Here is a 26365-nt window from a genome sequence, read left to right on the forward strand (position 1 = left end):
ACGGGCCGGGTCCGCTCTGCAGAACCCTCGACGCAACTTAAAGTCAGGCTGGACTGTTTGTCGTTTCGCGTCTACTGTCGTGGACGTGACCACCGACACACCTCCTCGCCGCACGCAGCCCGAGCGCACCGCCCTGATGCGCGCGCGGCTGCTGGACGCCGCAGTCGAGAGTCTGGTCGAACTGGGCTACGCGAAATCGTCGACGCAAGAGATCGCGCGCCGCGCAGGAGTGTCCCGCGGAGCGCAGCTTCACCACTTCCCGACCAAGGAATCGCTGGTGGTCGCGGCGATCGAGCACCTGGTGCAGAAGCGCCTCGAAGAGCTGGTCGCCGCTGATCGCGAAGCCGGCCTCGACATCCTGCTGGACGCGTTCTCCGGCCCCCTCTTCTACGCGGCGCTGGAACTGTGGGTTGCCGCCCGCACCGATTCCGCACTTCACGCGGCCATGGTTCCGCTCGAACGCACCGTCACCGAGGCGTTGTCCGAGGGTGGACGCGAGGTGTTCGGCGACGCGATCAGCGGCGAGGCACTCGAACTCAGTATCGAACTTGCACGAGGACTGGCGGTGTCGGCGATCTTCCGCACCCCCGAAACGGATACGACACTCCGGCAGCGGCTGCTCCCGGTGTGGGAAGCGATGGTGATGAAGAAATGACCCGACAGTTGGAAAGGCCGGAGGCCGGCCCGAAAAAGCACGTCAATATGTTGATCGTGGGCGCCGGTTTTGCCGGGATGGCGCTCGCCGCACGGACCTTGAAGAAGGACCCCTCCGCGGATCTTCTGGTGATCGACAAGGGGCACGACGTCGGCGGAACGTGGCGTGACAACACCTACCCCGGTGCCGCCTGCGACGTACCGACGGTTCTGTACTCCTTCTCCTTCGCGCCGTACGCCGACTGGTCGCACACGTTCGCGCGCGGACCCGAGATCTACGCATACCTGCGGAAGGTGGCCGACGACTTCGGGATTCGCGAGCATCTGCTCACCGACTGCGAATTGCTGGGCGCCCGGTGGGACGACGAGGAACAGCGGTGGGAGGTCAGCACCAGCGCCGGCGACATGACCGCGAACATTCTCGTCGCCGCCACGGGGACTCTGTCCACCCCCAGCCTTCCCGACGTTCCCGGCCGGGACACGTTCATCGGCAGCATGTTTCACTCGGCAACCTGGGATCACGACGTCGACCTGCGGGGCAAGAGGATCGCCGTCGTCGGGACCGGGGCATCGGCCGTCCAGTTCGTCCCGGAGATCGCGGACGACGCCGAGCACCTGTTCGTCTTCCAACGCACCCCGGCCTGGGTCATTCCGCGAATGGACCGCACCCGCGGCGCCGTCGAGCGGTGGGCGTACCGGAACGTACCCGTCACCCAGAAGCTGATGCGCGGACTCAACTACAGCTACCGCGAGGTCTACGTCGAGATGATGGCGAAGCGGCCACGGCTGTTGGCCATTGCGCACCGTGTTGCTCAGGCGCACATGCGACTTCAGGTGACCGACAAGTCGCTTCGCCGCAAGCTCACTCCGGACTTCGTGATCGGGTGCAAGCGCATGCTGCTCTCGAACGACTGGCTCAAGACGCTGGACCGTCCCGACGTCGATCTCGTCCCCAGTCGACTCACCGCCATGACGGAGAACGCCGTCGTCGACGCCGAGGGGCGTGAGTACCCGGTGGACGCGGTCATCTTCGGCACCGGTTTCACCCCGACCGAACCGCCTGTGGCACACCTGCTCACGGGCCGCGACGGCCGCACTCTCGCGCAGCGGTGGGCGGGAAGTCCCAGCGCGTTCCGCGGCACGACGATCAGCGGATTCCCGAACCTGTTCATGATGTACGGCCCGAACACCAACCTCTCGCACAGCTCGATCGTCTACATGCTCGAATCGCAGTCCGCCTACATCGAATCGGCCGTGGAGAAGATGGCCCGCGACGGTATCGCCTCCGTGGAGGTGACCGACAGCGCGCAGCGTCGGTACAACACCGATCTCGACAGTCAGCTCGAGGGAACGGTGTGGAACACCGGCGGCTGCTCGAGCTGGTATCTCGACGCCAGCGGACGCAACTCGGCGATGTGGCCGTCGTTCACCTGGCAGTTCCGCAACCAGACGAAGCAGTTCGATCTGGAGAACTACAAGACCCGCACGGCGCAGAAGGCGGTCACGGTATGAGCTTCGACTACGACGTTCTGATCATCGGTTCCGGGTTCGGCGGCAGTGTGTCCGCCCTGCGGCTCACCGAGAAGGGCTACCGCGTCGGCGTTCTGGAGGCCGGCCGACGGTTCGAGGATTCCGACCTGCCCAAGACCAGCTGGCGGCTGCGCAAGTATCTGTGGGCACCGGCGCTGGGCTGCTACGGAATTCAGCGAATTCACCTGCTGCCGGACGTGCTCGTCATGGGCGGCGCCGGCGTGGGAGGCGGTTCGCTGAACTACGCCAACACGCTGTACCAACCGCCGTCGTCGGTGTTCGAGGACGACCAGTGGGCCGACATCACGGACTGGGAAGAAGAACTCACCCCGTACTACGACCAGGCTCGCCGCATGCTGGGCGTCGAGGACAACCCCACCATCACTCCCGCCGACAAGGTGATGAGCGACATCGCCAACGAGATGGGCGTCGGCGACACCTTCACGACCACGCCGGTCGGCGTCTTCTTCGGAGAGGGCCAGCGCGGCAAGAACATGGCCGACCCGTACTTCGGTGGAGCCGGCCCCGAACGCACAGCGTGCACCGAGTGCGGCTCGTGCATGACCGGATGCCGGGTCGGCGCCAAGAACACCCTGGTCAAGAACTACCTCTACCTCGCCGAAAAGGCAGGCGCGCAGGTTCTTCCGCTCACCACGGTGCGCACCGTCCGGCCGAGGCCGGGTGGCGGCTACGAGGTGGTGACCCGCCGTACCGGCGCGAAACTGCGCCGGAAGGAGACGGTCCTGACCGCGCAGCAGGTGATCTTCGCGGCAGGAACCTACGGAACGCAGAAACTGATGTTGCACGCCAAGGCGATCGGTGATCTGCCGCAATTGTCGGACCGGCTCGGGTCGGTCGTCCGAACCAACTCCGAAGCAGTCCTCGCCGCCACGGCCCACAACCGGGACATCGACTACACCGAGGGCGTCGCCATCACGTCCTCCTTCCACCCCGACGATCACACGCACGTGGAGCCGGTCCGATACGGCAAGGGCAGCAACGCGATCGGACTGTTGCAGACAGTGTTGAGCGACGGTGGTGGTCGCGTTCCCCGTCCGCTCAAGACATTGGGCGTGGCGCTGCGCCACCCCGTGGCCGCGCTGCGGAGTCTGTCCGTCCGGCACTGGTCCGAGCGGACCGTCATCGCCCTGGTGATGCAGACCGACGACAATTCGCTCGAACTGGGAACGAAGCGTGGGCGGCTCACCAGCCGCAAGGGACCGGGAGATCCGCCCCCGTCGTGGATCCCGCAGGGCCACACGGTGGTCCGCAAGGCGGCCGAGAAGATCGGCGGTGACCCGGGCGGGTCGTTCGCCGACGTCGTCAACATCCCCATGACCGCACATTTCCTCGGCGGCTGCGTCATCGGGTCGTCGCCCGATCGCGGTGTGATCGACGGCTACCAGCGGGTCTACGGATATGACGGGCTGCACGTCGTCGACGGGTCGTCGGTCAGTGCGAACCTCGGCGTGAACCCGTCGCTCACCATCACCGCGCAGGCCGAGCGCGCAATGGCGTTGTGGCCCAACAAGGGCGAGCCGGACCCGCGCCCCGAGGTGGGCGACGGCTACCGGCCGACGAAGGCCGTGAAGCCGGAGCGCCCCGTCGTTCCGGAGCACGCGTCGGGAGCGCTGCGGTTGCCGCTCTTCGTCGTGAACCGGGAAGGCCGGAGGCCGGCCGACATGAACCGGGAAGGCTGAGTTTTATGTGGAGTGTGGTCGAATCGGCCATCGACGAATCCGAAACTCTGCCGGTGAGCCCGCCGCCTCCGTGGCCGGCTCCCGTCCGAGCAACCATGTGGTGGCACAAGGCAACCGACGCCGGTCGCGCGTTGTCGACCATCGACGGAACGATCCCGATCACCGTCGGCGCGGTCATCGACTACCTCGACTCACCGGTCGGCCCCTACCGCGAAATTCTGGCCAGTCCGGTCACGGTGAAGCCGGGGCGCGGACTGGGATTGCTGCCCCGTGTCGCCATTCCGTTCATTGCCGTGGATTCCGACGCCTCGGTACACGGCGGCCGGACACACTGGAACCTGCCGAAGGTGTTCGCCGACTTCACGGGCGACGTGCTGGGTGAGTCGGGTGCCGACGGAGCGGGGTGGTCCGTGCGCACGGTCGCGGCGCCGTCCGGACCGGCGTTCCCCGTCGCAGCGGTCACCGGTTTCGCGCAGCCCTCGAGCGCGGGCCTGCTGCTGGCGAGCGGGCGGGTTCGAGGCCGGGCGCGGTTCACGACCGTGACCGTGACGTCCGACGGCCCGACGCTGAGCTCGTGGCTGCCGTCCGGGACGTACCGGGGTGTGCAGGTGGTGTCCGGGAAGATCGTCACCGGCCCGGCGAGGACGTTCCGGCGCTGAACGCCTCTTGACGGAGGCAAGCTCTCGACGAACAATTGGGTGAAATTTCACCCAACCGCCCCGGAGGTCGTCGTGGCAGATGCCGCACTCGAACAGTTGATGCACGCCAACCTGCTTGACGTGTTCGGCGAACGCTCCCCCGAGCGCCGCATGGATGCGATCCGGCGCACGTACACGGACGACGTCGTCGCTCTCGACCCGGAAGGTTCGGTCCAGGGGTACGAGGCGCTGTCGAAGAAGGTTCAGTCGATTCTCGACGGCGCCCCGGGTTTCGTCTTCCGCCCCGACGGCGCCGTCCACCAGGTGCAGGATGCGCTTTATCTCGGGTGGACCCTGGGTCCCGAGGGTCAGGATCCCGTCGCGCGGGGAGCCGACATGGCTTTCGTGCGAGACGGCCGCCTCGCGAAGGTGTACACCGTCCTGTTCGGCTGACGGCGCCGCGGTGAGCAGGTACGAGGTTCCGGCGGAGTCTCCCTTCGCGTTGTTGAGCGACACCGAGATTCGAGCCTGGTACGCCTACATGAAAGTTCACTTGCGGCTGCGCTACGAGATGAACCGGCAGCTGCGCGACGACAGCGGGGTGTCGCTCGCCGACTACGACGTTCTCGTCGCACTGACCAGCGAGACCACCGGAACCATGCGCATCACGGACCTCGCCACGCGGATCGGCGCCGAGCGAAGCCGCGTCTCGCATCAGGTGCAGCGCATGGCAGAACGATCGTTGGTCACCCTCGAACCCAACCCTGACGACAAGCGGATCACCGACGTCAGCCTGACCGGCGTGGGTCGAGACCTCCTCACGCGGGCGGCGCCGAATCACATCGCGTTCGTTCGATCGGTGTTTCTCGATGCACTCGATCCGGCACGGACCGAGCTCATCGCCGAGGCGTTCGAGGCCGTCTACGACAAGCTCGTCGAGCACGGCACGTTGCCTCGGCCGACGGACAGACCGTGATGGTGCCGGTCGACCGTCGTAGCCTCGGGTCATGACCGCCGAACCGTTCGAAGTACGTGTCAGCGACGCCGAGATCGCCGACCTCCGTGACCGTCTGGCGCGGACACGGTGGCCCGAGCCGGAGCCGGTGAACGACTGGTCGCAGGGCGCGCCGCTCGCCTACGTGCAGGACCTGTGTCGAACGTGGGCACAGGACTACGACTTCGGATTCGCCGAGCGCCTCAACGTGTTTCCGCAGTACCGCAGCATCATCGACGGGCTCGGAATCCACTTCGTACACGTCACCTCGCCCGAGCCGAACGCGTTTCCCCTCGTGCTCACCCAAGGGTGGCCCGGCTCGGTACTCGAGTTCCTGGACATTCTCGGTCCACTCACCGACCCGCGGTCGCACGGCGGGGAACCGTCGGATGCCTTCCACGTCGTCGCGCCCTCGTTGCCCGGCTACGGGTGGAGCGACAAACCGTCGGAAACCGGGTGGGGCGTCGAACGGACGGCTCGAGCATGGGACGCGCTGATGGTCTCGCTGGGCTACGACCGATACGGGGCGCAGGGCGGTGACTGGGGCTCGGCGGTGTCGGGTGCGCTCGGCGAGGTCGCACCCGAGAGGGTCGCCGGCGTTCACCTGAACATGGGCGCCGTTCGGCAGGGCATCTTCGACGACCCGACGCCTGCCGAGCAGGCCAACCTTCGAGCGGCCAGAGAGTTTCAGCGCACCGGTCGGGGCTATTCGGGCCAGCAGGCAACGCGCCCGCAGACGCTCGGGTACGGGCTCACCGATTCTCCCGCCGGTCAGGCTGCATGGATCGCCGAGAAGTATTGCTCCTGGACCGACGGCGGTGGTCTGCCCGAGACCGCGGTGACGCGGCAACAGATTCTCGACGAGATATCGGTCTACTGGTTCACTGCGTCGGCGACGTCGTCCGCGCGCCTGTACTGGGAGAGTTTCGCCGACTTCCGGGACCAGGTGACCGCCCCCTCGGGACTGTCGGTGTACCCGGCCGACATCGCCCGACCGTCGCGCCGTGAGGCCGAGCAGCGGTTCACCGATCTGCGGTGGTTCGAGGAGTTGCCGCGAGGTGGTCACTTCGCCGCGCTGGAGCAACCGGCGTCGTTGGTCGAGCAGATCCGGGGGTTCTTTCGGCTGGTGCGCTGACGGACCCCAGGTTTGCGGGTGTGTGTGCAGGGAACCCCGAACCATGACCAAGCCCACCACCAGTAATTCGGGGATTCCGATAGCCAGCGACGATCAGTCGCTCACCGCAGGCACGCAGGGACCGATTCTCCTTCACGATCACTACCTCATCGAGAAGATGGCCCAGTTCAACCGCGAGCGTGTACCGGAGCGCGTGGTGCACGCCAAGGGCGCCGGCGCGTTCGGTGAACTGGTGATCACCGGCGACATCAGCAAGTACACCAAGGCGAAGGTGTTGCAGCCCGGCGCCAAGACCGAGATGCTGGCGCGTTTCTCGACCGTCGCGGGCGAGCAGGGCAGCCCCGACACCTGGCGCGACCCGCGCGGCTTCTCGCTGAAGTTCTACACCGACGAGGGCAACTGGGACATGGTGGGCAACAACACCCCCATCTTCTTCGTCAAGGATCCGCTCAAGTTCCAGGACTTCATCCGCAGCCAGAAGCGCATGCCCGATTCCGGTCTGCGCGACAACAACATGCAGTGGGACTTCTGGACCCTCTCGCCCGAGTCCGCACACCAGGTCACCTGGCTGATGGGTGACCGCGGTATTCCGAAGTCGTTCCGCCACATGGACGGATTCGGTTCGCACACCTATCAGCTCATCGCCGAGGACGGAACGAAGACCTGGGTCAAGTTCCACTTCAAGACCGACCAGGGCATCGAATACCTGACGCAGGACAAGGCCGACGAGCTCGCGGGCACGTCGCCGGATCATCACCGGCAGGATCTCTTCGGGTCGATCAAGAACGGCGATTTCCCGAGCTGGACGCTGAAGGTGCAGCTCATGCCGTACGACGAGGCGGAGAACTACAAGTACAACCCGTTCGACCTCACCAAGGTCTGGTCGCAGAAGGATTACCCGCTGATCGAGGTCGGCAAGATGACCTTGAATCGGAACCCGGAGAACTTCTTCGCGCAGATCGAGCAGAGTTCGTTCGAGCCGTCGAATCTGGTTCCCGGAATCGGTGCCAGCCCGGACAAGATGCTGCTCGGCCGCATCTTCTCCTACGCCGACGCACACCGGTACCGCATCGGCGCCAACTACGCGCAGCTGCCGGTCAACGCCCCCAAGTCCGAGGTCAACTCGTACTCCAAGGACGGCAACATGCGCTACGCGTACAACTCGGCGTCCACACCGGTGTACGCGCCCAACTCGTTCGGCGGCCCCGCTGCGGACACGAACAAGTACGGCGACGACGGCGAGTGGGACTTCGAGCCTCGCTTCGTGCGGACGGGCTACGTGGAGCATCCGGAGGACGGCGACTTCGTACAGGCGGGATCTCTCTATCGAGAGGTCATGGACGACGCACAGCGTGACCGTCTGGTCGAGAACATCACCGGACACGTCCTCAACGGCGTGGCCGAGCCGGTGCTGTCGCGCGTGTTCGAGTACTGGACCAACGTCGACCCGGAACTCGGCAAGAAGGTCGAGGAAGGCGTTCGCGCAGGACAGGGGCAGACGGCCCCGACCACCGGCGCAGGCGCTGTCGACGACCCGAGCGACGAGGCCGCCAAGGTCTGAAACAATGCGTGCATGACCAACCCCATCACCAGCACGCTCGATGCAGGACAGCAGAAGATCGCCGGCGATGCCCTCCAGGGCACCGTCGTCGATCTCATCGACCTTTCGCTCATCGGCAAGCAGGCTCACTGGAACGTGATCGGCAAGAACTTCCGGTCGGTCCACCTCGCCTTGGACGAATTGGTCACCGCGGCACGTGAATTCACCGACGCTGCTGCCGAGCGCGCCACGGCGATCGGTGTGAGCCCGGACGGCCGCGCCGCCACCGTGGCCGCCGACTCGGGCGCCAAGGGCGTCGACGCCGGCTGGACCAAGGACGGCGACGTCACCGACGCCATCGTGGCGAACCTCGGTGCCGTGGTCGACCGTCTGCGCGGTCGTGTCAAGGACACCGCCGAGGCGGACCCGGTCACCCAGGATCTGCTCATCGGGATCACCGCCCGGCTCGAGCAGCTGCATTGGATGTGGCAGGCGCAGAGCGCGTAGCGCCGGTGCGGTCACGCGCGAAGATCATCGACGCAACTCTGCGGGTGATCGCCGACGAAGGCTTCCGAGGTGTGTCCATCGCCTCGGTGGCCCTCGCGGCCGGCGTGTCGCGCCAGACTGTCTACTCGGTGTTCGGGACGCGCGAAGATCTCGTCAGTCAGTCGATGATCGCGCTCGCGGCAGACGTGTTCACCGACATTCGCTCGTCACTCGTATCGATCGACGATCCGACGTCGTACGTGGTCGAACTGATCGTGGCGGGCCGGGCCACCGTGCGCGCCCATCCGGTGCTCGCCACGCTGCTCACGGGCGATTCGCACAACCCGCTCAACGAGGCCGACGTGATCGAGCGGGCCAAACCCATTGTCTTCGAGTTCCTTTCCCCGATGGCGACGATGCACCCGGACATCGAGCCGATGATGGGCGACATCGTTCAGTTCGTCGCGCGTCTTGCGCTGTCCGTCGTCGTCTACGACGACTCGGCGATCCAGGCGGACGACGATCTCCGGAGGTTCTTGTTCAGGTGGCTCGGCCCCGCCTTGCCGCCGACGAGAAAACCTTGACACTTCGGATCAATACTGTCTAGTTTTACTCCCGACGGCCGCGTGTGCGGCCCGAGAGTTGGGGGGCTCGTCTCATGCGCGATGTGTCGCGTCGATCGTTCATCACCGGTGCTGCTGCGGTCGGCGCTGCGCTGGCCGTTGCGCCGCGCGCCGCGGCTCGGCCCGCACGAGTTCGGCTGACGCGTGAGGACCACCGCGTCGTCGTGATCGGGTCCGGGTTCGGCGGCGGCGTCACCGCGCTGCGGTTGGCGCAAGCCGGTGTGCCCGTGACGGTTCTGGAGCGCGGCAGGCGCTGGGTGACCGGCCCGAACGCGAACACGTTCGCCAGCGCGACCAATCCGGACCGGCGGATGCTGTGGTACGGCTCGACCAAGAATCTGTTCGGTCAGCCCCTCGACGTCGCTCGGTACGCGGGCCTGGTCGAGGCGGTGCCGGGCGAGAACATGACCTCCCTGTGCGCCGCCGGTGTGGGCGGTGGTTCTCTCGTGTATCAGGGAATGACGTTGCAGCCCAGCGAAGCCGCGTTCGCCACTCAGTTTCCGGGCAGCCTCGACTGGGGCGAGCTGAACCGCGTCCACTATCCGCGCGTGGCCAAGATGCTGCACCTCGCGGAAGCGCCGGACGAGCTGGTCGACAGCCCCACCTACGCGGCCCCGCGCGCATTCGCAGCCAACGCCCGGAGAGCCGGCTTCCCGGTGTCCAAGATCCCCATGCCGATCGACTGGAACTACGCCCTCGACGAATTGAAGGGCAAGATGAAGCCGTCGTACACCAACGGCGACGGCGCCATGGGCGTCAACAACGGCGGCAAGTTCTCGGTCGACGTCACCTACATCGCGGCCGCCGAAGCGACCGGACTCGCGACGGTCCAGACCCTGCACAACGTCTCACGCGTCGAACGAGATCCGGCCGGGCGGTGGGTCGTTCACGTCGACCGGACCGACGACGAAGGCAACGTTCTCGAGAACAAGATCCTCACCACACCCACCTTGGTGATGGCGGCCGGCACGATGAACACCACCAGGCTCCTCATGCGGTCGGCGGCAACGGGGGGCATTCCGGACATGCCGGACGACCTCGGGGCCGGGTGGGGGAGCAACGCGGACCGGATCTACGTATGGACCAGTGCAACACAGGATTTCGGCGCTGTTCAGGGCGGACCGGTGGTCTACGGAAGCCTGAACTGGGACAACCCGCAGTCCGCCTTCACCGTGATCCAGGCCTCGATACCTCCCCTCGGGATCAACCCGCGCAGCACGATCGTCGTCGGGTACGGAGTGAGTTCGTCGCGAGGGCATTTCGAGTACGACGCCGGACGTGACGACGCAATTCTGCGCTGGCCGCGTGACGGGGACGCCGCCATCCAGAACGGATTCATCGATCCTGCCGTGCGCGCGATCACCGGACCGGGATCGATCGTGACCGACACGAACTCGGTCCTGCCGTCGACATGGCATCCGCTGGGCGGCGCGGTCATGGATTCGGTGTGCGACCTCGAAGGCCGAGTGAAGGGTCAGAAGGGCCTCTACGTTCTAGACGGGGCACTGATGCCGGGCAACACGGCGGCATGCAATCCGTCCATGACGATCGCCGCCGTGGCGGAACGAGCGCTCGACCGCATCGTGGCAAACGACGTGGACGTCACCATCTGAGACGGTTCGCCCGGCCCCCCGCCGGGTACACGGGCGAAATGACTGACCTCCGCGTCGACGGCTACACCGGCATCGAGAATTACGCGGCCATCGGCGACGGACGGACCGTGGCCATGATCGCGCTCGACGGTCGCGTCGACTGGTTTCCGGTCCCCAATCTGGATACGCCGCCCGTCTTCTCCGCTCTGCTCGACGCCGAGCACGGCGGCTACATCGAACTGTGCCCGGTCGATAACTTCACTGTCGACAGGCACTACGTCGACGGGACCAACGTTCTCGAGACCACGTTCACCACGTCGACCGGCTCGGTGCGGGTGACCGACTCGCTGAACACCGGCGTTGCGGGGCGATTGCCGTGGAGCGAACTGGCACGCCGCATCGACGGCGTCTCCGGGTCCGTGTCGATGCGGTGGAAGGTCGCGCCGGGCACCTGCCTGGGCACGGCGTCGCCGTGGCTCTACGACACGGTGCACGGACGAATCCTCCGCGTCGACGGTCTCAACCTCGGCGTCCGCACGCTGGGACTGGACGAGGGCGACGTAGAGGTCGACTCCCAGTCCATCGGCGGAACGTTCACGGCGACAACGGATCAGCGGTATCTGGTCGGTGTCGTCGGCACCGAGACCGAGCCGCTGTTCCTGCCCACGCCCGAGAACGTCGACGCCGGAATCGACCGAACCGTTCGAAACTGGCAGACCTGGTCGGACGAATTCCGCTACGAAGGGCCGTGGGCCGACCAGGTGCGACGCAGCGCCCTGGCATTGAAGTTGTTGATACACAGCCCATCCGGTTCGGTCGCCGCGGCCGCGACGACCTCCCTGCCGGAGCGCTGGGCCGGCGGCAAGAACTGGGACTACCGCTACGCCTGGGTACGCGACACCGCCTACACGCTGCGGGCACTCATCCGCTTCGGCCTCCGCGAGGAAGTGCACGCGGCGGTGGCCTGGCTGCTGAAGATCATTCGGCTCAACGGCGAACTGACACAGGTGTTCTACACCCTCGGCGGCGAAATGCCCGGCGGTTCGGTCACGCCGGACGTACCGGGCTGGCGCGGCATCGGCCCCGTCGTCGGTGGAAACGACGCCGCATCGCAACTGCAGCAGGGCATCTTCGGAGACCTGTTCGACATCGTCTCCCTCTACGTCGACGCCGGCAACATCCTCGACGCACCCACCGGCCGGTTGCTGGCCACCATCGCCGACACCACCTGCGACATCTGGCAGAAGCGCGACGCGGGCCTGTGGGAACTGCCTCAGGAACGGCACTACACGTCGTCGAAGATGGGGTGTTGGCAAGCCCTCGACCGCGCAGTGCATCTCGTCGAGCAAGGTCAGATCCCCGGTCTCGCCGACCGGTGGGTGGCCGAGCGAGACCGTATCGCCACCTGGATCGACGAAAACTGTTGGTCCGACAGCAAGAAGGCCTACGTCTGGTACCCGGGCAGCGACGACCTCGACGCCTCGGTGCTGCTGCACGCCGGCAGCGGATGCGTCGACGAGAAAAGAATGTCCTCGACCGTCGACGCCATTCGCCGTGAGCTGGGACACGGTGATTTCGTTTACCGATATTCGGGTATGGAGACCGTGGAGGGAACCTTCGTCGCCTGTGCGTTCTGGGTGGTGTCGGCTCTCGCCGAGGTCGGTCGCGAAGCAGAGGCGACAGAACTCATGGACCGACTGGTCGTACAGGGGAACGACGTCGGACTGTGGGCCGAGATGGTCGACGTCGACCGAGAATGCTTCCTGGGCAACTTCCCTCAGGGTCTGTCTCATCTGGCGTTGATCAATGCCGCGCTGACGATCGCAGACGATCACGATCAGGCCAAAGAAGTCTAGGAGAATGCAATGGATCTGGGAATCAAGGGAAAACGCGCGGTCGTCACCGGTGCGGACTCCGGAATCGGTTGGGAGACAACCAGAATGTTGATCGAGGAAGGTGTCCGAGTCATGGTGACGGACGTCGATCTCGAGCGGCTCGAGAAGGCTGTTGCCGAGCTGAATGCTCCCGCCGGGACCGTCGCGGCGATCAAGGCCGACGTCACCGTTCCCGAGGACGTCGAGCGACTGCACACCGCGGCCGTGGACGCACTCGGCGGAGTCGACATCCTCGTCAACTGCGCCGGGGTCACCGGCGCGCAGGGACTGTTCCACGAGATCGACGACGACGGATGGAATTCCACCATCGAGATCGATCTGCTGGGACCGGTACGCGTGGTGCGTGCCTTCCTCCCCGAGTTGCGAGCCAACGGCTGGGGCCGGATCGTCCTGGCCGCGTCCGAGGATGCCGAGCAGCCGTACGTCGACGAACTTCCCTACTGCGCAGCCAAGGCGGGGATCCTCTCGCTGGTCAAGGGACTGTCGAAAACCTATGCGTCCGAGGGTGTTCTGGTGAACGCCGTGTCGCCGGCGTTCATCGAAACGCCGATGACCGACAAGATGATGGAAAAGCGTGCCGACGAGCGAGGCACCGACTTCGACGAAGCGGTCTCGAGCTTCCTCGACGAGGAACGGCCGTTCATGGAGCTCAAGCGTCGAGGTACCCCCGCCGAGGTGGCGTCGGTGATCACGTTCCTGTGCTCGGAGCAGGCCAGTTTCGTCAACGGATCCAACTACCGGGTCGACTCCGGTTCCGTCGCAACCATTTAGGAGTTCTTTCATGACCAATTTCGGATACACCCTGATGACCGAGCAGAGCGGTCCCAAGGAACTGGTGAAGTACGCCGTCGCCGCGGAAGACGCCGGCTTCGACTTCGAGGTGTCGAGCGACCACTTCTCCCCGTGGCTCGCCGCACAGGGTCACGCGCCCTACGCGTGGACGGTGCTGGGCGCCGTGGCGCACGCGACGTCCCGCGTGCACCTCTACACGTACGTGACGGCTCCCACCATCCGGTACCACCCGGCGATCGTCGCGCAGAAGGCGGCGACCCTGCAGATCCTCGCCGACGGCCGCTTCACCTTGGGTCTGGGCAGTGGCGAGAACCTGAACGAGCACGTCGTCGGCGAAGGATGGCCGTCGATCGACAAGCGGCAGGACATGTTCCACGAAGCACTGCAGATCATCCGCGAGCTGCAGAGCGGTGAACTGCTCACCTGGGCGGGCGAGCACTATCGCGTCGACTCGGCGCGTCTCTGGGACACACCCGACGTTCCCCTCGAGATCGCCGTCGCGGTGTCGGGCGACAAGTCCATCGAGCGGTTCGCTCCGCTCGCCGAGCACCTCGTCGCGGTCGAGCCGAAGGCCGAACTGGTCACGAAGTGGGACGAAGTCCACCCCGGCGGCAGCAGCAAGAAGATCGGCCAGATTCCGATTTCGTGGGACCCGGACGAGAAGGCGGCCACCGAACGCGCCCACGACCAGTTCCGCTGGTTCGCCGGTGGCTGGAAGGTGAACGCCGACCTGCCGACCACCGCCGGATTCGCGGGAGCCACGCAGTTCGTGCGCCCCGAGGACGTCGCCGAGACCATCCCGTGCGGACCCGACCTCGACAACATCGTCGAGAAGGTCAAGCCCTACTGGGAAGCCGGCTTCACCGACATCGCGCTCGTGCAGATCGGTGACAAGACCCAGGATCGGTTCCTCGCCGAGGCCGCGGGGCCGCTGCTGGAGAAGTTGCGGAAGGCGTCGAGCTAGACCATCACCGGAGATCGTCATCGACAGAGCCGGGCGGAGAATCCACACTGGACCTCATGGCCCCGCTCGCACTCCGCTCGCCGACCGTCTTCGCGGTGGGACGTGAGCGGGACCGGTCGGGGTCGACGGCCGATGACGTCGCGGGGTGGGAAGAGCACAACGCTCGCTCGCTGATCGCGCTGGAATGCAGGGAGCCGGCCGCGGAGTTCCGCGGAGTCGAGGCCAACCTGCAGCTGGACCAGCTTCACTTGGCGCTCGTCCACGCCGACAATCACCACGTCGATCGGTCCGCCGATCTCGTCGACTCCGATCCGACCGACTCGTTGGCGGTCTACGCGACGCTCGGGGGGCGGTCGGCGATCAGCTGGCGCGGCGGCCGCGAGGTCATCGGTGCCGGCCAGATCATGGTGCTCGATCCGGACCGGCCGTTCTCACGGTCGTTCGCAGGCGGTGTGCACGAGCTGGTGGTCAAGATCCCGCGCACGGTCGTGAGCGATGTCGAGGTGACCACACCGGTGGTCACCGACAGTGCGCTGGGTCGCGCGCTCGTCGAGTCCGTCTCGAGGTCCATCGCCCGAACGCCATTGCCGTCGCCCGACGAGGACACGATCGTCGACTTCGTCACCGCGATCGCGACGGGTGGACGGGGCGATCCCACAACGATGCGGCGCGCCGAAGCCCGCGCCTTCGTCGACCGGCATTTCACCGACGCATCGCTGTCGGCCGGGGACGTCGCCGCCGGTATCGGGGTGAGCGAGCGACACCTGTCCCGTGTGTTCGCGGCCGCCGAGACGTCTGTCCCCCGATACGTCCTTGCTCGTCGACTCGACGCGGCCTTCGCTCTGCTGTCCACGTCGCCCGAACTCTCGACGGCGACCGTCGCCGCGCGATGCGGATTCACCTCGGCCGCGCACTTCTCGCGTACCTTCGTCCGCCGCTTCGGTGTCACCGCCGGTCAGGTTCGTCGCCCCGGCCGGTGATGCTCATTTCCGCCATTTCCTTCCGTCGTTCGTGCACTCCCATGTTGTGACCCATGACACTCGTGGAAGCGTTCCGACGAAAGGACTTCCACGATGCCGGTCTTCGACGATGGTCAGGCAGATACCGCAGTGCCCGGTTCCGCGACGGTCACCACCGACGTGCTCGTCGTGGGATCCGGTCCGGCAGGCGCATCCGCAGCATTGATGTTGTCGACGCTGGGCATCGACAACATCATGATCACCAAGTACCGCTGGACGGCGAACACTCCGCGTGCCCACATCACCAACCAGCGCTCGATGGAGATCTTCCGCGATCTCGGAGTTGCCGAGCAGGTCCTGGCCGACGCGACGCCTCACGAACTGGTGGGTGACACGGTCTTCTGCACGTCGATCAGCGGCGAGGAGATCGGCCGAATCCGAACGTGGGGAACGCATCCCGCACGCGAAGCCGACTACCGGTTGGCCTCACCGATGTTGACGGTCGACGTCCCGCAGAACTATCTCGAACCGATTCTGGTGCGCAACGCCTCGATGCGCGGAACGCACACCAGGTTCTCGACGGAGTACCTGTCCCACCAGCAGGACGACGAGGGAGTCGACGTCGCGGTGCGCGACCGGCTCACCGGTCACGAGTACACGATTCGCGCGAAGTACCTGATCGGGGCGGACGGGGCTCGCTCGGCGGTCGCCGCCGATCTCGGTCTGCCGTACGAGGGAAAGATGGACATCGCCGGATCGATGAACATCACCTTCAAGGCGGACATCGAAGCGCACGTCGGGCACCGACCGTCGGTGCTGTACTGGGTGATTCAGCCCGGCTCCAACGTCGGCGGTATCGGCGCCGGACTCGTGCGCATGGTGCGGCCGTGGAACGAGTGGCTCATCGTCTGGGGATACGACATCGCCGGTGACCCGCCCGTCGTGGACGAGACCGCGGCAACGGAGATCGTGCGAAACCTGTTGGGAATGCCCCACCTCGACGTCGAGATCACTGGAACATCACTGTGGGGCAACAACGAGATGTTCGCGACCGAGCTTTCGCGAGGACGAGTCTTCTGCGCCGGCGACGCGATCCATCGGCACCCGCCCAGCAACGGGCTCGGATCGAACACGTCGGTCCAGGACTCCTACAACCTCGTGTGGAAGCTTGCGGCGGTGCTGAAAGGCCAGGCCGATCCCTCACTGCTGGAGACCTATTCGGACGAACGCGCTCCCGTCGCGCGCCGAATCGTCACTCGCGCCAACAAGTCCAGCCGCGAGTTCGTGGACATCTTCGTCGCACTCGGCGTGACCGAGGCGAAGACCGAGCAGGAGATGGTCGATCGCATCGAGGAGCGCAAGGCCGACACTCCGGCGGGCCTCGCCAAGCGGGAGGCGCTGAAGAAGGCAATGGAGCTCAAGAACTACGAATTCAACGCGCACGGAGTCGAACTGGGTCAGTTCTACACCTCGTCGGCCATCGTGAACGACGACGGCGCACGAATGCCGGAACCGACTCGCGACCCCGACCTCTACCACCAGGTGTCGACGGTCCCCGGCGCGCACCTCCCCCACGCCTGGGTGGGAGACAGCACCGCGACCAAGGCGATGATGGATCTGGCGCCTTACACGCAGTGGACTCTGGTGACCGGAATCGCCGGTAGCGCATGGGAATCAGCTGCGTCCGCGGTGGGTGCCGACATGGGAATCGACCTCGAGGCGGTCGTGATCGGGCCCGGCCGAGCAGTGACGGATCTGTACTTCGACTGGGCATCGCTGCGAGAAGTCGAGGAGAGCGGCGCGCTGCTGGTTCGACCCGACAAGCACATCGCGTGGCGGTCCATGGGCATGCCCGACGATCCCGCGGACACACTCGCGTCCGCTCTGAAACGTATCCTGGGTCATGACCGCTGATGCGCTTCGATCACGAAACGCTGCCCCAGCGAGTGTCTTTCGCACCTGGCGGGGCGGGCGGCGCGGTGGCTGCCGAGATCGAGACGCTCGGCGCGCACAGGGTGATGGTCGTCGCCTCACCGCGCGACACCGCCCTCGCGCACCGACTGTTGAAGGGGGTCGACGTTGCCCTGTGGCACGACGAGGTGGTGATGCACGTGCCCGTTGACGTCGCCGACCGGGCGCGTGCGGCGGCGAAGGAGCACGACATCGACGCCGTGGTGTGCATCGGCGGTGGATCGGCCACCGGACTCGCGAAGGCCGTCGCCCTGACCACACGCGTTCCCATCGTCGCCGTGCCGACCACCTACGCCGGTTCCGAGGCGACGAACGTGTGGGGTCTGACCGAGAACGGGACGAAGACAACCGGAGTCGACCGAGCGGTGCTGCCGGTCGCGGTGATCTACGACGAGTCTCTGACATCGTCGCTGCCGCGAAACATGGCCATCGCGTCCGGGCTCAACGCGCTGGCCCACTGCGTCGACTCGTTGTGGGCTCCTCGGGTCGATCCCATCGACACGGCCCTGTCCGCAGAAGCCATGCGTGCGTTGCATTCCGGACTCCTGGCGCTGCACGGCGACTCCGACAGCGGGCACGGTGACCTTCTCTACGGTGCCTACCTCGCGGGCGTCGCGTTCACGTCCGCGGGCTCGGGGCTGCACCACAAGATCTGCCACGTCCTCGGCGGAATGTTCGACCTCCCACACGCCCAGGCCCATGCAGTCGTGCTCCCGCACGTGTTGGCGTTCAACGCACCGAACGCACCGCACGCCGCCCGGACTGTTGCCGACGCCTTCGCTGCCGGCGATGCGGTGCCCGCGCTCGTCGACCTGTGCCACCGACTGGGCGCCCCGGGATCGTTGCGAGAGTTGGGTATGCCGGACAACGAAATTGCGCGTGCCGTCGATGACGTTCTGGCCGTCGCGCCGCCGAGCAACCCGACACCCGTCACCACCGAGAACATCACCGCGTTGCTGACCGCTGCCCTGGAAGGACACGACCCGAGATGACCGACGAACAGACCGCACGCGAGATCGAACTGATCGAACGCGTCGAAACCTCGTTCGCAGGATGCGGCGACGATCGCCTGCGCGAGGTCATGCAGGCCTCGGTGCGCCACCTGCACGCCTTCCTGCGCGAGGTGCGACCCACCGAGGAGGAGTGGACGACCGCCATCGAGTTTTTGACCGCCGTCGGACACATCACCGACGACCGACGGCAGGAATTCATTCTGCTGTCCGACGTGCTCGGTGTGTCCATGCAGACCATCGCCATCAACAACCCGGCGCACGAGAATGCCACGGAAGCAACGGTGTTCGGACCGTTCTTCGTCGAGGACAGCCCCGCCGTCGAACTGGGAGGTGACATCAGCGGCGGTGCGCCGGGTCAGCCGTGCTGGGTCGAAGGAACCGTCACCGACGTCACCGGCCGTCCCGTCTCCGGCGCCCGCATCGAGGTGTGGGAGGCGGACGAGGACGGGTTCTACGACGTTCAGTACGACGACGACAGAACCTCCGGGCGCGGGCACTTGTTCACCGACGACGACGGCGCGTACCGGTTCTGGGGCGTGACGCCCACCCCGTACCCCATCCCGCACGACGGTCCGGTGGGCAAGATGCTCGACGCCGTCGGCCGGTCACCGATGCGCGCCTCGCACCTTCATTTCAAGGTGGACGCTCCGGGGATGCGCACCTTGGTCACCCACATCTTCGTACGCGGTGACGAACTATTGGACTCGGATTCGGTGTTCGGAGTGAAGGATTCGCTGGTGAAGGACTTCGTCCACCACAGTGGCGACCCGACGCCGGACGGTCGCGACGTCACCGACTGGTCGTCCGTCGAGTTCGACATCGTGTTGGCGCCGGCGCCGTGACTGCGCTGTGCTGTGCTGTGCTGTGCGCGAATTAGTGCCCTGGGGGGCACTAATTCGCGCACAGGGGGTCAGAGCAGATCAGAGCGCAGGCCCGCGAACAGCGTCGTGCGGCGGAGTATCACTGTCCTGAGCGAACTTCCGCTGCAACTTCTCCGAGTTCAGCAGCATGTTCAGCAGAATCGCAGTCAAGGCGCCGGCGCTGATGCCCGAATCGAAGATGGTCTGGAACCATGTCGGGAAGTCCTCGTAGAGCGTGGGACTGACGGTGGGCAGCAGCCCCACGCCCACCGAGATGGCCACGACCAACACGTTGGTGTTGTTGAACTCGACCTGGCTGAGCGTGCGGACACCGCTGGCCGCCACCATGCCGAAGAGGGCGATACCGGCGCCGCCCAGAACGGAGAGCGGTACGCCTTCGACCACAGCGCCGAGTTTGGGCAGAATTCCCAACAGAATCAAGATGACGCCCGCAAAGGATGCGACGTGTCTGGTCTTGACTCCGGTGATGGCGACGAGTCCCACGTTCTGCGCAAAAGCGGTGTAGGGGAACGTGTTGAACACCCCGCCGAGGACCGTCGACAGTCCGTCGGCGCGCAGTCCGTCCGACAGCTGTCGGGGTTCGACCTTTTTGTCGACGATCTCTCCGACTGCAAGGATGTCGCCGGTGGTTTCGGTCATGATGACCAGCGCCACGATGAGCATCGAGATGATGGCGGTGATCTGAAAACTGGGCAGTCCGAAGTGGAACGGTGTGGTGATGCCGAACCAGTTCTGCTCACCGACGCCGCTGAAGTCGGCCTTGCCGAACGGAATTGCCACCAGCGTGCCGATGACCAGTCCGATGAGAATCGACAGACGTTTGACCGACGACGGTCCGAACCGTTCGAGCAGAATGATGACGACCAGCGTGAACGCACCGAGGGCGATGTTGGCGGGCGACCCGAACTCTTCGGTCACGCCGGGCGTGCCTCCGCCGAACCAGTTCGCCGCCACCGGCATCAGCGACAGGCCGATGATCAGGATGACGGTGCCGGTGACCAGCGGCGGAAACAGATGCAGGAGTTTCGCGAAGACGGGAGCGAGCAGCATCATGAAGATGCCGGACGCGATCACCGATCCGTAGATCGCCGTGATGCCGTATTGCGAACCGATGGTGATCATCGGCGCCACCGCGGCGAAAGTGCAGCCCTGCATCAACGGTAGTCGAACACCGAAGCGCCAGAACCCGATTGCCTGAATCAGCGTGGCGATGCCGGCGACGAACAGGTCGGCGGTGATCAGGTACGGCAGATCGGACGACTGCAACTTCCCCTGCGCGACAAGGGCTCCGCCGACGATGAGAGGCACGGCGACGGCGCCCGCATACATCGCGAGCACGTGCTGCAGTCCGAGCGGAGCAAGTTTGGCGAGGGGTGGGATGTCGTCCACGGGATGTGCGCCCTGACGTCCACCGGTGATCTTCGACAACGAAACCATCTGGTCAGTCTGCGCCATGTCCGTTTCCGGCGTCCGGCGTTCGGGTTACCGGCGTTTTACGGCACCAGGGAGGGAATGTTCTTCGAGATCGACGACGTCAGCACCTTCCCCACCACGAGGGCGAGACCGGGGATCGCGGAGTCGAATCCGATCGTGTAGTCGAGCGTCGTACCGCCGGTGGTGGTCGGAGTGAGGACCTGCTTTCCCCAGTGGCCGCGCAGTGGACTGCCCTTGGTGATGCGGTACTCGATCAACGAGTTCGGTTCGGACGTCGTCGTGGTCTCCTCGAACCCGGGCAGCGGCCCCAACTTCAGTGAGCGGGTCGAGCCGACACCGTTGCGGGAGGTGTCGCCGTCGCGCACCCGAGTGATGTTCGCGCCGAACAGCGGCCCGAGGTTCTCGTGCTCGGACAGCGCTGCGAACACCACCTCCGGCGGGGAGGTGAAGGTGTGGGTGACGTGAACTCTAGTGGGTGCGGCCATGCGTCGCATCATTGCAGGTCCGCGTTCTAGCAGTCGGTTCAGTCCAGAAACCGTCGGCAGTTGACGCGGCCTGCGGCCAGCACCTCGTCAGAGGCGTCCGTGTCGGAGATCGCCCGCGCGAGTTGCATGGTGCCGACGAGTGCGGTGATCAGTCCGATGGCGTCGATGCGGGCGCGGGCCGGGTCGGTGGCGTGGACACGATCGGCCAGCAGGCCCAGGATCGTCTCGATCTCAAGGGTGTACGGCTCGCGCACAGCATCTTTCGATCGTGCGATGTCGGACAGAAGTGCCGCCGAGGGGCATCCGTCCGCGGGATGATCCCGGTGGTCGGGGGAGAGGTAGTCGGCGATGAAGGCGTCGAGGGCACCGCGCTCGTCGGGTAGCGACGCGATGGCGTCGTGCTGGGACCGAAGCTGATCGGTCACCGCCGCCGCGACGAGCGCGGTCTTCGACTCGAAGTGCGCGTAGAAGGCGCCGTTGGTCAGGCCCGCGTCCGACATCAGTGTGCTCACGCCGGATGCGTCGATCCCGTCGGTCTTCAGTCGGCGGCCCGCGCTTTCGATCATGCGTGCTCTCGTCTGTTCCTTGCGCGTGTCCTGGCGGGTCATCCGAATGTCCTTCCCGGTTGTGGTCGAGCCCTTGCGTAACGACGACTGTAGTGCATAGTCTTACGGTCATAATATTACGATCGTAAGATAAATCGAAAGGACGGCGATGACGTCGACGAGGGGAGCGCGCCACGACCTGCGCGGCGCGGTCGCGGTCGTGACCGGCGGTACCAGCGGTATCGGGTCGGCGACGACTGACGAGTTGGTGCGCCGCGGCGCGCGGGTTGCCGTGATCGACATCGATCCGGACACCACGCGGATCGTCGCCGCGCGACATCCCTTCTCCGCCATCGGCGTGGTCGCGAACGTGACCGACCGCGGCGCACTCGCAGCGGCCGTCGACGAGGTGGTCTCCCGATACGGGCGGATCGACATCGCGATCGCCAACGCCGGCGTCCTCGCCCGAACCGCCACGTTGCGCACGACGCGACCCGAGGACATCGACCGACTCTTCGCGGTCAATCTGACGGGAGTGCTGAACACCGTCCAGGCCGCGCTGCCTCAGGTGGTGGCCAACAAGGGCCAGATCGTGCTGCTCACCTCGGTGTTCGCATTCCTGAACGGAATGGCGACGATCCCCTACGCGATGAGCAAAGCAGCGATCGAGCAGCTCGGGCGCGGGCTGCGCGTCGAGATGGCGCCGCACGGTGTCGCGGTGACCACGGTGTACTTCTCCCTCATCGACACTCCCATGATCGCGCAGGGAGTGGACGACGACGCCGCAGCGCTCGAGGTCATGAAAGTGCTCCCGCGCCCCCTCCTCCAGCGCCTGACCCCCGCCGACGCCGGTCGAGCCATCGTCGACGGACTCGAGACGCGCGCACCTCGGGTCATGCGGCCGGCGCGGTGGATACCCTTCTCGATCGCTCGCGGCCTTCTGGGGCCCGCCCTCGACTCGATGCTCCTGCGCGACAAGCGCTTACGAGCTGCCTTGAACACCCTCGACACCCGTCAACCCCCTGCGCAGATGCGCCTCGCCACACCCAAGGAGAACCAACTGTGAATGCATCCACCCCCGCCGCCACAACCCGCCTCGCCACCGTCTGGCGCGACGCACCGACCCAGTTCGTGAAGGTCGACGGTTTGCCGTTCGCCTACCGGGAGCTCGGCCCCGTCGGTGGTGTGCCGGTGGTGTTCCTGCACCACTTCACCGCGGTTCTCGACGACTGGGACCCGCGGGTCATCGACGGTGTCGCCGCAGGCCATCACGTGATCACCTTCGACAACCGCGGCGTGGGCGCCAGCGGCGGGTCGGTTCCCGCGGATCTGGAGGCCATGGGTGCTGACGCGGTCGCGTTCATCCGCGCGCTCGGACACACCAAGGTCGATCTGATCGGCTTCTCGCTCGGCGGGGCCGTGGCGCAGATGGTCGCGCTCCAGGCGCCCGACCTGGTCCGGAAGATCGTTCTGACCGGTACCGGCCCACGAGGAGGAGGCGGCATCGACAAGATGGCGCGCATCGTCGGATGGGCATACGTGAAGGCCCTGCTCACGCGACAGGATCCGCGACATTTCCTGTTCTTCCCGCGCACCGCAGAGGGAAAGCGCGCGGCGCGCGACTACTTCGACCGCCTGGCGGAGAGGACCGACGATCGCGATCGGCCGATCTCTCCGTGGGCGGGACTCGCGCAGCTCCGCGCGATCGTGCGTGGCGGCAAGACGCAGCCCGACGATCTGTCCGTCATCACCGCGCCCGCGCTCGTCGCCAACGGAGACCACGATCTGATGGTCGCGAGCGAGCATTCCGTCGACCTGGCCCGTCGGCTGCCCAATGCGACGGTGACCATCTACCCGAACTCCGGACACGGCGGCATCTTCCAGTACCACCGCGAGTTCGTCCCGTCCGTGGTCGAGTTTCTCGACGCCTGACCCTCGCCGACAACGCGTACATTCCTGCGTCGCAACGAAAGAGAAGACATCATGTCCACCACCTCGCCCGTCGTCCTCGTCACCGGGGCGTCCTCCGGCATCGGATCGGCCGCCGCGAAACTCTTCGCCGCGAAGGGGTACCGCGTCTTCGGTACGAGCCGTGACCCGGCACGGCTCGACCCCGTCGACGGCCTCGAGTTCGTGGCGCTCGACGTGACCGACGACGCGTCGGTGGCCGACGCCGTCGCAGAGGTCGTGAACCGAGCCGGCCGCATCGACGTCCTGGTCAACAACGCCGGTGCCCTGCTACTGGGCGGTGCCGAGGAGAGTTCGCTAGCCCAGGTCCAGAAATTGTTCGACACCAACTTCTTCGGCGTCGTTCGCATGACCGATGCCGTGCTGCCACACATGCGCGCCCGGGGCAGCGGCAGGATCGTCACCGTCGGCTCGTTGGTGGGCGTTCTGCCCACGCCGTACACCGTCTTCTACTCGTCGTCGAAATACGCACTCGAGGGATACTCGCAAGGGCTGGACCACGAACTGCGTGAGTTCGGAATCCGATCCATTCTCGTCGAACCCGGGTACACCGACACCGAGATCGACGCGAGCCTCTGGACGAGCGATTCTCCCATCGCCGCGTACGAGGCGCGTCGGGCGCAGGCGCGAAAACTGATGGCGGGCAACGTGAGTGGCGCCGACTCTCCCGAATCCATCGCTGCCGTCATCGTCAGGGCAGCGACGTCGACGAAGCCCAAGCTGCGTTACCAGGCGGGCACCACCGCTCGCGTGATGACCAAGGTCGTGCGTTTCGCTCCGACGGCGCTGCTCGACGCTGCGATCCGCCGGACCGCCAAGCTGCACAAGCCTGCTCCCGCTGCCTAGCCGGTCATGCCGCCGGCTGTCATGATCGACTTCGGCGTCGTGTCAGCGAGTTTCACGGGTACGAAAAAGCCCCGGCCAGGTTTCCCTGGCCGGGGCTTTCATTCGTGTCTCAACCACGAGTCGGGGTGGCGGGATTCGAACCCACGACCTCTTCGTCCCGAACGAAGCGCGCTACCAAGCTGCGCCACACCCCGTGTTTGTGCTGACGACGAAGTCTATCGCACCACTGCTGCCGAACGCGAAACGCCCTCGTCGGAACCGATTTCCGGACGTCGGTGCGGAGCCGGAGTGAGGGTGAGCAGCGTCGCCTCGGGGCGGCAGCAGAACCTGGCCGGAGCGTAGGGCGACGTGCCGATTCCGGCGGACACGTGAAGCTGCGTGTGGGCACCCCACCGCGACGGTCCCTTCACGCGTGAGCGATCGAGCTCGCAGTTCGTCACGAGTGCGCCGTAGAACGGCACACACAGCTGACCACCGTGGGTGTGGCCGGCGAGGACGAGGTCGTATCCGTCGGCCGCGAAACGGTCCAGCACCCGCGGCTCGGGGGAATGGGTGATGCCGAGGGTCAGGTCCGCGATCGGGTTCGGAATGCCCGCGATGGTGTCGTAGCGGTCTCGCTTGAGGTGCGGATCGTCGACGCCGGCCGTGGCGATGCGCACACCGGCCACCTCGAGCTCACGCTTGACGTGGGTGACGTCGAGCCAGCCGCGCTCGGTGAACGCGGCGCGCAGGTCCTGCCACGGCAAGGGCTCGCCGAACACCTTCTTGTGGCTCTTCTTGAAGTACTTGAACGGGTTCTTCGGCTTCGGCGCGAAGTAGTCGTTGGAACCGAAGACGAACAGACCCGGACGAGCCAGCAACGATCCCAGCGCTTGCACCACAGCAGGGACGGCCCGCTGGTGGGACAGGTTGTCGCCGGTGTTCACCACGAGATCCGGCTCGAGGCGGTCCAGCTCGCGAAGCCAGTTCTGCTTCATGCGCTGATTGGGCATCATGTGCAGGTCGCTGAGGTGCAGAACGCGGATCGACTGGGATCCGGGCGCCAGAACGGGCATCGTTACTTCGCGCAGCGTGAACGCATTGCGCTCGATGAGGGTGGCGTACGCCAGACCTGCGGTTGCCGATCCGGCTGCGGCCAGGGCGACACGAGCAGGGGTCGAAGTGGTGACTATCGATTTGCCGGGCACCTCACCGACGATACCGTTTACGACCATGGCCGAGAATTCTGATTTGGAAAAGCGCCTCCGGGCGGACCTCACCACCTCGATGAAGGCGAAGGACGCGGTGCGCACCGGCACGCTGCGCATGATCATCTCCGCACTGACCGCCGAAAAGGTGTCCGGTAAGGAAGCGCACGATCTCACCGACGACGACGTCATGAAGGTGCTGGCGAAGGAATCGAAGAAGCGCGGCGAATCTGCGCAGATCTACGTCGACAACGGACGCCCGGAACTCGCGGAGAAGGAGGTCGCCGAGGCGGCCATCATCGACGAGTACCTGCCGGCACCGCTCTCGGACGACGAGCTCGCATCCATCGTCGACACCGCCATCGCGCAGGTCACGGAGGAGATCGGCGAGCCGCCGGCGATGCGTCAGATGGGCCAGGTCATGAAGATTGCGACCGGTCTCGCGGCCGGGAAGGCCGACGGATCCCGCATCTCGGGGGCGGTTAAGGCCAAGCTTTAGCTCCTGTGCCCTTCAACCCCTGTGCCTCAAACCC

At 65.9% G+C, this 26365-nt stretch carries 26 protein-coding genes and 1 tRNA gene; 22 read left to right on the forward strand and 5 right to left on the reverse strand.

The window, feature by feature from the left end; all coding sequences use genetic code 11:
- Positions 1 to 136: 136 nt before the first annotated feature.
- The 18 genes from AC59JP_RS12290 (at position 137) to AC59JP_RS12375 (ending at position 19328) form a co-directional block, all read left to right on the forward strand.
- Positions 137 to 655, forward strand: a complete 519-nt coding sequence (locus tag AC59JP_RS12290; RefSeq protein ID WP_497326490.1) for a TetR/AcrR family transcriptional regulator — start codon at positions 137 to 139, stop codon at positions 653 to 655.
- Positions 652 to 2166 carry a flavin-containing monooxygenase gene (locus AC59JP_RS12295; RefSeq protein ID WP_497326051.1) on the forward strand — a complete coding sequence of 505 codons (1515 nt, stop codon included), beginning with the start codon at positions 652 to 654 and terminating at the stop codon, positions 2164 to 2166. The genes AC59JP_RS12290 and AC59JP_RS12295 overlap by 4 nt, the downstream gene beginning before the upstream one ends.
- Complete coding sequence (locus AC59JP_RS12300; protein WP_497326052.1) at positions 2163 to 3884, forward strand: GMC oxidoreductase; 1722 nt, start codon at positions 2163 to 2165, stop codon at positions 3882 to 3884. The genes AC59JP_RS12295 and AC59JP_RS12300 overlap by 4 nt, the downstream gene beginning before the upstream one ends.
- A gap of 5 nt (positions 3885 to 3889) precedes the next feature.
- On the forward strand, positions 3890 to 4543 hold the full coding sequence (locus tag AC59JP_RS12305) for a hypothetical protein (RefSeq protein ID WP_497326053.1): 654 nt from the start codon (positions 3890 to 3892) through the stop codon (positions 4541 to 4543).
- 72 nt (positions 4544 to 4615) lie between these two features.
- Entirely contained in the window at positions 4616 to 4975 is a 360-nt protein-coding gene (locus AC59JP_RS12310) for a nuclear transport factor 2 family protein (protein WP_497326054.1), read from the forward strand.
- Positions 4976 to 4985: 10 nt separating this feature from the next.
- Positions 4986 to 5498 carry a MarR family winged helix-turn-helix transcriptional regulator gene (locus tag AC59JP_RS12315; protein ID WP_497326055.1) on the forward strand — a complete coding sequence of 171 codons (513 nt, stop codon included), beginning with the start codon at positions 4986 to 4988 and terminating at the stop codon, positions 5496 to 5498.
- A gap of 31 nt (positions 5499 to 5529) precedes the next feature.
- Entirely contained in the window at positions 5530 to 6651 is a 1122-nt protein-coding gene (locus tag AC59JP_RS12320; RefSeq protein ID WP_497326056.1) for an epoxide hydrolase family protein, read from the forward strand.
- A gap of 43 nt (positions 6652 to 6694) precedes the next feature.
- Positions 6695 to 8212 (forward strand): catalase, encoded by a 1518-nt coding sequence (locus AC59JP_RS12325; protein ID WP_497326057.1) that lies wholly within the window; start codon positions 6695 to 6697, stop codon positions 8210 to 8212.
- A gap of 12 nt (positions 8213 to 8224) precedes the next feature.
- Positions 8225 to 8698 (forward strand): Dps family protein, encoded by a 474-nt coding sequence (locus AC59JP_RS12330; RefSeq protein WP_497326058.1) that lies wholly within the window; start codon positions 8225 to 8227, stop codon positions 8696 to 8698.
- On the forward strand, positions 8677 to 9261 hold the full coding sequence (locus tag AC59JP_RS12335) for a TetR/AcrR family transcriptional regulator (RefSeq protein ID WP_497326059.1): 585 nt from the start codon (positions 8677 to 8679) through the stop codon (positions 9259 to 9261). The genes AC59JP_RS12330 and AC59JP_RS12335 overlap by 22 nt, the downstream gene beginning before the upstream one ends.
- 74 nt (positions 9262 to 9335) lie before the next feature.
- A complete protein-coding gene (locus AC59JP_RS12340) occupies positions 9336 to 10913 on the forward strand; it encodes a GMC oxidoreductase (protein WP_497326060.1) in 1578 nt (525 codons plus the stop codon).
- 38 nt (positions 10914 to 10951) lie between these two features.
- A complete protein-coding gene (locus AC59JP_RS12345) occupies positions 10952 to 12748 on the forward strand; it encodes a glycoside hydrolase family 15 protein (protein WP_497326061.1) in 1797 nt (598 codons plus the stop codon).
- Between the two features lie 9 nt (positions 12749 to 12757).
- Positions 12758 to 13558 carry an SDR family NAD(P)-dependent oxidoreductase gene (locus AC59JP_RS12350; RefSeq protein WP_497326062.1) on the forward strand — a complete coding sequence of 267 codons (801 nt, stop codon included), beginning with the start codon at positions 12758 to 12760 and terminating at the stop codon, positions 13556 to 13558.
- A gap of 10 nt (positions 13559 to 13568) precedes the next feature.
- The gene (locus AC59JP_RS12355) at positions 13569 to 14543 is read left to right on the forward strand and encodes an LLM class F420-dependent oxidoreductase (protein WP_497326063.1); all 975 of its coding nucleotides are present in this window, start codon (positions 13569 to 13571) and stop codon (positions 14541 to 14543) included.
- A gap of 56 nt (positions 14544 to 14599) precedes the next feature.
- Positions 14600 to 15523: a helix-turn-helix domain-containing protein gene (locus AC59JP_RS12360; RefSeq protein WP_497326064.1), complete on the forward strand. Its 924-nt coding sequence runs from the start codon at positions 14600 to 14602 to the stop codon at positions 15521 to 15523.
- 93 nt (positions 15524 to 15616) lie between these two features.
- Positions 15617 to 17416 carry an FAD-dependent oxidoreductase gene (locus AC59JP_RS12365; protein ID WP_497326065.1) on the forward strand — a complete coding sequence of 600 codons (1800 nt, stop codon included), beginning with the start codon at positions 15617 to 15619 and terminating at the stop codon, positions 17414 to 17416.
- A complete protein-coding gene (locus AC59JP_RS12370; RefSeq protein ID WP_497326066.1) occupies positions 17416 to 18465 on the forward strand; it encodes a maleylacetate reductase in 1050 nt (349 codons plus the stop codon). The genes AC59JP_RS12365 and AC59JP_RS12370 overlap by 1 nt, the downstream gene beginning before the upstream one ends.
- Positions 18462 to 19328 (forward strand): intradiol ring-cleavage dioxygenase, encoded by an 867-nt coding sequence (locus AC59JP_RS12375; protein WP_497326067.1) that lies wholly within the window; start codon positions 18462 to 18464, stop codon positions 19326 to 19328. Before AC59JP_RS12370 ends, AC59JP_RS12375 begins: the two co-directional genes overlap by 4 nt.
- Before the next feature lie 78 nt (positions 19329 to 19406).
- On the opposite strand, the gene AC59JP_RS12380 is transcribed toward AC59JP_RS12375, so the two are convergent.
- Genes AC59JP_RS12380 through AC59JP_RS12390 form a run of 3 tightly spaced genes read right to left on the reverse strand, consistent with a single transcriptional unit; the run spans position 19407 to position 21894 of the window.
- Positions 19407 to 20804 (reverse strand): nucleobase:cation symporter-2 family protein, encoded by a 1398-nt coding sequence (locus tag AC59JP_RS12380; RefSeq protein WP_497326068.1) that lies wholly within the window; start codon positions 20802 to 20804, stop codon positions 19407 to 19409.
- A 56-nt stretch (positions 20805 to 20860) separates the two neighbouring features.
- Positions 20861 to 21286, reverse strand: a complete 426-nt coding sequence (locus tag AC59JP_RS12385) for an SRPBCC family protein (protein ID WP_497326069.1) — start codon at positions 21284 to 21286, stop codon at positions 20861 to 20863.
- Between the two features lie 38 nt (positions 21287 to 21324).
- On the reverse strand, positions 21325 to 21894 hold the full coding sequence (locus tag AC59JP_RS12390; RefSeq protein ID WP_497326070.1) for a TetR/AcrR family transcriptional regulator: 570 nt from the start codon (positions 21892 to 21894) through the stop codon (positions 21325 to 21327).
- A 106-nt stretch (positions 21895 to 22000) separates the two neighbouring features.
- Between AC59JP_RS12390 and AC59JP_RS12395 the strand changes: the two genes are divergently transcribed.
- From AC59JP_RS12395 to AC59JP_RS12405, 3 genes are read left to right on the forward strand one after another with little or no spacing between them, the layout of a single operon-like run.
- On the forward strand, positions 22001 to 22897 hold the full coding sequence (locus AC59JP_RS12395; RefSeq protein ID WP_497326071.1) for an SDR family NAD(P)-dependent oxidoreductase: 897 nt from the start codon (positions 22001 to 22003) through the stop codon (positions 22895 to 22897).
- A complete protein-coding gene (locus AC59JP_RS12400; protein ID WP_497326072.1) occupies positions 22894 to 23763 on the forward strand; it encodes an alpha/beta fold hydrolase in 870 nt (289 codons plus the stop codon). Before AC59JP_RS12395 ends, AC59JP_RS12400 begins: the two co-directional genes overlap by 4 nt.
- Positions 23764 to 23814: 51 nt before the next feature.
- Positions 23815 to 24645 (forward strand): oxidoreductase, encoded by an 831-nt coding sequence (locus AC59JP_RS12405; protein ID WP_497326073.1) that lies wholly within the window; start codon positions 23815 to 23817, stop codon positions 24643 to 24645.
- A gap of 120 nt (positions 24646 to 24765) precedes the next feature.
- Here AC59JP_RS12405 and AC59JP_RS12410 read toward each other — a convergent pair.
- Positions 24766 to 24839, reverse strand: a tRNA-Pro gene (locus AC59JP_RS12410).
- Positions 24840 to 24860: 21 nt separating this feature from the next.
- Positions 24861 to 25859 carry a metallophosphoesterase gene (locus tag AC59JP_RS12415; protein WP_497326074.1) on the reverse strand — a complete coding sequence of 333 codons (999 nt, stop codon included), beginning with the start codon at positions 25857 to 25859 and terminating at the stop codon, positions 24861 to 24863.
- Here AC59JP_RS12415 and AC59JP_RS12420 point away from each other — a divergent pair.
- The gene (locus AC59JP_RS12420; protein ID WP_497326075.1) at positions 25858 to 26331 is read left to right on the forward strand and encodes a GatB/YqeY domain-containing protein; all 474 of its coding nucleotides are present in this window, start codon (positions 25858 to 25860) and stop codon (positions 26329 to 26331) included. The two genes, AC59JP_RS12415 and AC59JP_RS12420, sit on opposite strands and share 2 nt — an antisense overlap.
- Positions 26332 to 26365: the final 34 nt, after the last annotated feature.

Source organism: Rhodococcus sp. 320_ES, assembly GCF_059691855.1.

Coding starts and splice junctions, on each gene's coding strand:
- AC59JP_RS12290 (WP_497326490.1), top strand. CDS start 137: ATGCGCGCGCGGCTGCTGGACGCCGCAGTCGAGAGTCTGGTCGAACTG.
- AC59JP_RS12295 (WP_497326051.1), top strand. CDS start 652: ATGACCCGACAGTTGGAAAGGCCGGAGGCCGGCCCGAAAAAGCACGTC.
- AC59JP_RS12300 (WP_497326052.1), top strand. CDS start 2,163: ATGAGCTTCGACTACGACGTTCTGATCATCGGTTCCGGGTTCGGCGGC.
- AC59JP_RS12305 (WP_497326053.1), top strand. CDS start 3,890: ATGTGGAGTGTGGTCGAATCGGCCATCGACGAATCCGAAACTCTGCCG.
- AC59JP_RS12320 (WP_497326056.1), top strand. CDS start 5,530: ATGACCGCCGAACCGTTCGAAGTACGTGTCAGCGACGCCGAGATCGCC.
- AC59JP_RS12325 (WP_497326057.1), top strand. CDS start 6,695: ATGACCAAGCCCACCACCAGTAATTCGGGGATTCCGATAGCCAGCGAC.
- AC59JP_RS12330 (WP_497326058.1), top strand. CDS start 8,225: ATGACCAACCCCATCACCAGCACGCTCGATGCAGGACAGCAGAAGATC.
- AC59JP_RS12340 (WP_497326060.1), top strand. CDS start 9,336: ATGCGCGATGTGTCGCGTCGATCGTTCATCACCGGTGCTGCTGCGGTC.
- AC59JP_RS12345 (WP_497326061.1), top strand. CDS start 10,952: ATGACTGACCTCCGCGTCGACGGCTACACCGGCATCGAGAATTACGCG.
- AC59JP_RS12350 (WP_497326062.1), top strand. CDS start 12,758: ATGGATCTGGGAATCAAGGGAAAACGCGCGGTCGTCACCGGTGCGGAC.
- AC59JP_RS12355 (WP_497326063.1), top strand. CDS start 13,569: ATGACCAATTTCGGATACACCCTGATGACCGAGCAGAGCGGTCCCAAG.
- AC59JP_RS12360 (WP_497326064.1), top strand. CDS start 14,600: ATGGCCCCGCTCGCACTCCGCTCGCCGACCGTCTTCGCGGTGGGACGT.
- AC59JP_RS12365 (WP_497326065.1), top strand. CDS start 15,617: ATGCCGGTCTTCGACGATGGTCAGGCAGATACCGCAGTGCCCGGTTCC.
- AC59JP_RS12370 (WP_497326066.1), top strand. CDS start 17,416: ATGCGCTTCGATCACGAAACGCTGCCCCAGCGAGTGTCTTTCGCACCT.
- AC59JP_RS12375 (WP_497326067.1), top strand. CDS start 18,462: ATGACCGACGAACAGACCGCACGCGAGATCGAACTGATCGAACGCGTC.
- AC59JP_RS12380 (WP_497326068.1), bottom strand. CDS start 20,804: ATGGTTTCGTTGTCGAAGATCACCGGTGGACGTCAGGGCGCACATCCC.
- AC59JP_RS12385 (WP_497326069.1), bottom strand. CDS start 21,286: ATGGCCGCACCCACTAGAGTTCACGTCACCCACACCTTCACCTCCCCG.
- AC59JP_RS12390 (WP_497326070.1), bottom strand. CDS start 21,894: ATGACCCGCCAGGACACGCGCAAGGAACAGACGAGAGCACGCATGATC.
- AC59JP_RS12395 (WP_497326071.1), top strand. CDS start 22,001: ATGACGTCGACGAGGGGAGCGCGCCACGACCTGCGCGGCGCGGTCGCG.
- AC59JP_RS12405 (WP_497326073.1), top strand. CDS start 23,815: ATGTCCACCACCTCGCCCGTCGTCCTCGTCACCGGGGCGTCCTCCGGC.
- AC59JP_RS12420 (WP_497326075.1), top strand. CDS start 25,858: ATGGCCGAGAATTCTGATTTGGAAAAGCGCCTCCGGGCGGACCTCACC.
- AC59JP_RS12415 (WP_497326074.1), bottom strand. CDS start 25,859: ATGGTCGTAAACGGTATCGTCGGTGAGGTGCCCGGCAAATCGATAGTC.